1 protein-coding gene is annotated in these 335 nt (G+C 66.0%); it reads right to left on the reverse strand.

Annotated features, from left to right (window positions below):
• The coding region (locus ACR9ZK_RS21745; RefSeq protein ID WP_481344038.1) for a LamB/YcsF family protein at positions 1–329 on the reverse strand (329 nt) is incomplete at its 3' end.
• Positions 330–335: the final 6 nt, after the last annotated feature.

A 335-nucleotide genomic window follows, 5' to 3' on the forward strand; every position in this document is an offset into this window, starting at 1 on the left:
ACGCCGGCCCGCTCAAGGCCTTCGCGAACCGCAGTCGCCATTGTTACCGCTCCCGGTGTATCGCCGTGAATGCACAGCGAATCAGCCTGGACAGGCACAACCGTGCCGTCAATGGCCACTACTTCCTGACGCGTGGCCAGTCGCACTGCCTGAGCCACTACCGCGGCGGGGGCGTGCAGGACTGCGCCTTCCTGCGTGCGGGGAACCAGCGTTCCGTCCGGCAAGTACGCCCGGTCCACCCTCCTCATCTTCACCCACACCTCGACCCACGCGGCCCTGTCGGCCACTTTCGATGCCCTGCGCACTCTCGCGTTGTGGGTGACGATGATGAGGGT

This window comes from Monashia sp. HAY1-5C (genome assembly GCF_056755255.1).